Consider the following 3,626-nt stretch of genomic DNA (forward strand, 5'->3'; position numbering starts at 1 on the left):
GAATCCCGAGCAGTCGAATCCTGCCGTAGTCGTGCCCCCATACTTGTAGGGTGGGCAAGCTCCTTTGCAGACATGTTTTATTCTCTGGTTTCATTCTAGGGGATTACAGCCTAAAATGAACATATACAATATCGTTAGAACATGAACGATTTGCTCGGAATTCCAAGGGGAGGGTTTCTTTTTGGACACATCTTTGCTTATCTGCGACTATTCCAATCATTATAAACCCTTTACTCAGGACTTGAAGAGCGGACTGCAGCATTACCTATTCCGCCTTCAGACCGAAGGCTCCTGCCGGGTGTTCACCGGCGGCCAAGAGTATATCCTGAACGGAGGCGACCTGCTGCTGCTCCGGCCCGGCGACGATTACCATCTCGTCGTGGAGGAGCCTTTAAGAAAGGGACGCTTGTCCAGCGCAGATTATTACTTGTTTTGCCAAGGCTCCTGGATTGATCTCTGGTGGGATCGCAAGGTCCGCCCGACGGTCAGCCGGGTCGGATCCGACGACAATCTGATCGGCTTGTGGCGCAGCCTTATGCTGGAGAAGCGCCGGGGCTCAATGGAAGGAAATGACGAGCTGAAGGATGTTCTTCTGCGCAGCCTCTGCCTGTCTATCGATCGGGCCATCGCCGAGAATGTCCAGACGGACCGCAAGGGCATGGCGACACTGAAAATCAAGAGATTCATCGAAGAGCATGCCATGGCCACCTTCAAGCTTGAGGAAGCCGCCGCTTACGGAGGCCTCAGCTTGTCGCGGGCCGTCCGGCTGTTCAAAGAGCATTACGGCAAGACCATGATCCAATACGCGATTGAAATCCGCCTCAATGCCGCAGTGGAGCAGATCAAGTACGGCGAGCTTAAACTGGAGCAGATCGCCGAGGCTTGCGGCTTCGCCAGCTACTCTTATTTTCACCGGGTGTTCCGCGCCCGCTTCGGCATCTCGCCCTACCTTTATCGCTCCAGGCAGTCGCTGGCCGGATTGGAGCTCGAACGGGACTAACATGCCTTTTTATGGCTTTTCAGACCGCTTCATTTCTTCTGGGGTCTCTTTATTTGTTTTTTTCAGCATCCTTTTTTTCACATCGTAGATCGCGATACCAAATCTCATATAACAGTCGTGTTTCTTACTCCCTCTGTCTTGTCTGCCAGCCAGTTGATAATTTCATCGCAAAACAACGTCAGCACTCCTTTGAAAATCTAAAAGTGTCTTAAAACGCTAAAACCAACCGAACCAGAGAGCATATTATTCTGCTTTCCGTATAACCTCCTCATAATATAAGGAGTTTTAAGGGGAGGATTTACAACCGCTGACTAAAAAAATATTGTACAGACGCTGTGATTGAAATAAAGAAGGCTGCCGAGATTCCCCGGCAGCCTCAGCCGGATAAGCCCCGGCATGGTGTCCTTCTTTTTTCTTTTTATATTAAATTCTGACGAAAACCTCCCTTCTTGGGGGGCGGTTCATTGAGCTAACGTATCCCGTTAGCTTATTCATTAGGGCCTTTAACTTATCTTCAGATTGAACCACTTACAATATTTCAAAAATAACATTTCATTAAGGTTATCATCAGTCATGCATATTATCTTTTCCAATGAATGCTTATAAAACTCCAACAAATCTGTCTCAATGGCTTGTAGCATATTAATTAAGTCATTTCGGTTATATTCTATATAAAACATTTTCTGTAATTCTTGCTCCGATAAATCTTTTCTCATTGTGCCAGAATAATCGTCAGACCAAACTCTTACCAAATCATTTACGTATTCCAAAGTGGGGAATGGATCATGACCAAGCCATACATCCTTTTTGCTTATGACCGCTTCAAGCACGTCTCTCCAATTCTCAAGCCCACAACAACAACTCGGAAGTATTACATTATTTTTATCCTCAAAGGCTATTCCACCACTTATTGCAACTTCATCAATGGTTATGAGTTCATTTAATACCTCAGCAGGCTTTCTATCCACATCTACGTGGTTATACCCGCATACCAACGTAAAAAACAGGGCGGCATCTTCCAACGTAGAAGATTTGGAAAGATAAATGGTTTCCCTGTATTCAATTTTTGATAACCAAGGGGGCTGCTCAAAATATGGATCTTGTATTACAGCACTAACTCTTCCCATGATTTTAACTCCTCATGATTTAATGTCTAAATACAGATTACCATACTTTCGCTTTAACCCATTTCACTATCCTTCCCGTTATCTCAATGAACAAAAACAATAATGACGTATAACAGAGCCTTTCTTTTTAGGCTATGTTATATCTCATTGTTAATTATCAGCCAAAAAATAAACGCCCTTAAAGGGCGGTTTAATAAGTTATCGTGCCTCGTTAGGCGGATGACGTAAGAGAGAATTACTCCATATGTTTAAAATTTTTATCATCCTTACCTTCCATAGGAGCAACGCCATTTTGTGTTATTTCTTTTTTTTCTGATTTATAGTTATATTTATAACCATAAATTACGTTCGGCTCATCGTTAAAAACTACATTAATGGCGTAGGGACCTCCGAACTTGCCTTCTCCTGATTTATTATAGTTAACTTCAATATTAAACTCATTTTCTTTGTAGCCTTTTGAAATAAGATGAGCGACCACTTTCTGTTTAACCGATTGTTCAGATTCTGATGGTCCAGAAAATAGATTGCAACCAGTTGAACCCATACTCATTGCCAAAAAGATAAGTAGCAAAGCAGCATTTCTCTTAAGTATCATGCATTTCTTTTCCCCTCAACATTTTTTGTATTTTCAATGGGCGCCGAGGCTCGTGCTTTAAAATCGTTTCATTATCAATCTCCGTTGAGTAGCTGCATTCATAATAAAAAAAACGTATCAACAATGAAGGCTAACATAGCTTCTTTTTAAAGAATGAAGAAGATCAAAGCTTCTCCGAACATCAGAACGAAAAGGGAAACCAGATATTCTTTGGACGGCTTTCGATACTTCCAGTTGATAAAGGTCTGAAAGCCCTGGCCGCAGAAAAGAATCGCCATCCAGAGCCACTTCTTGCTGATGGCCTGATCATGTAAAAGCAGCAGAAAGACAAAGGCGAATGCCAGCAGCACGAAAATCGTTTTTCCCCAAGCATCCGCTCTTCTGCCTGATCCTATGGGCATGTCTTTATCGACGTGATTTCTGAGGCCGGTTTAGTTCCTTAAATTGTGTTCCTTTTCATATTCCCTATTTCTCTCCGCGAGCGCTTTTTTATATGTTGCCGCTGCATGTGTGAAATAAAGTTCAATCAACAAAATAAGGCTGCCCCCAATCATAAACAGGATGGAAATAAGGTTTGCCGCATATCCTCCCGTTTCTCTCAACGCTGTTCCATATTTCCCCGGAGGTGTCGACCATCCCGTAATGTGGGGAAGATACATTGCCGCCGCAAGATGTACCCCTAAATAAAGCAGAACTCCGCTTAACAGAATAAATCCGCCTGCAAAAATCCTTTTCACTCTTTCCACAACCTTTCCAACTAGAATCCCGCAGGCACAATCGACCGCAGGTGAATGAAGCCAAACCTCATTCGAACCTAAGACCGGAATGTGAGTGGGCCGGATCCTTTATGCTTACTCCGCTGCTCTCTCCGTCCAAGATGCTCGTACATAACCTATTTTCATTC

At 43.6% G+C, this 3,626-nt stretch carries 5 protein-coding genes; 1 reads left to right on the forward strand and 4 read right to left on the reverse strand.

Going from position 1 to position 3,626, the window contains the following annotated elements; all coding sequences use genetic code 11:
* The first annotated feature begins 181 nt into the window (after nucleotides 1-181).
* Nucleotides 182-1,000, forward strand: a complete 819-nt coding sequence (locus tag BN871_RS25855) for an AraC family transcriptional regulator (RefSeq protein ID WP_048750035.1) — start codon at nucleotides 182-184, stop codon at nucleotides 998-1,000.
* Nucleotides 1,001-1,503: 503 nt separating this feature from the next.
* Here BN871_RS25855 and BN871_RS25860 read toward each other — a convergent pair.
* The 4 genes from BN871_RS25860 to BN871_RS28105 all read right to left on the reverse strand — a co-directional run bounded on the left by BN871_RS25860 (nucleotide 1,504) and on the right by BN871_RS28105 (nucleotide 3,459).
* Entirely contained in the window at nucleotides 1,504-2,127 is a 624-nt protein-coding gene (locus BN871_RS25860) for a hypothetical protein (RefSeq protein WP_048750037.1), read from the reverse strand.
* A 235-nt stretch (nucleotides 2,128-2,362) separates the two neighbouring features.
* Nucleotides 2,363-2,722 carry a lipoprotein, putative gene (locus BN871_RS25865; RefSeq protein ID WP_021879757.1) on the reverse strand — a complete coding sequence of 120 codons (360 nt, stop codon included), beginning with the start codon at nucleotides 2,720-2,722 and terminating at the stop codon, nucleotides 2,363-2,365.
* 146 nt (nucleotides 2,723-2,868) lie between these two features.
* Nucleotides 2,869-3,072 carry a DUF4181 domain-containing protein gene (locus BN871_RS25870; RefSeq protein ID WP_021879756.1) on the reverse strand — a complete coding sequence of 68 codons (204 nt, stop codon included), beginning with the start codon at nucleotides 3,070-3,072 and terminating at the stop codon, nucleotides 2,869-2,871.
* A gap of 81 nt (nucleotides 3,073-3,153) precedes the next feature.
* Nucleotides 3,154-3,459: a hypothetical protein gene (locus BN871_RS28105; RefSeq protein ID WP_021879755.1), complete on the reverse strand. Its 306-nt coding sequence runs from the start codon at nucleotides 3,457-3,459 to the stop codon at nucleotides 3,154-3,156.
* Between the last annotated feature and the right edge of the window lie 167 nt (nucleotides 3,460-3,626).

The sequence above is a fragment of the Paenibacillus sp. P22 genome (genome assembly GCF_000469945.2).
In the GTDB taxonomy this organism is placed as follows: domain Bacteria; phylum Bacillota; class Bacilli; order Paenibacillales; family Paenibacillaceae; genus Paenibacillus_O; species Paenibacillus_O humicus.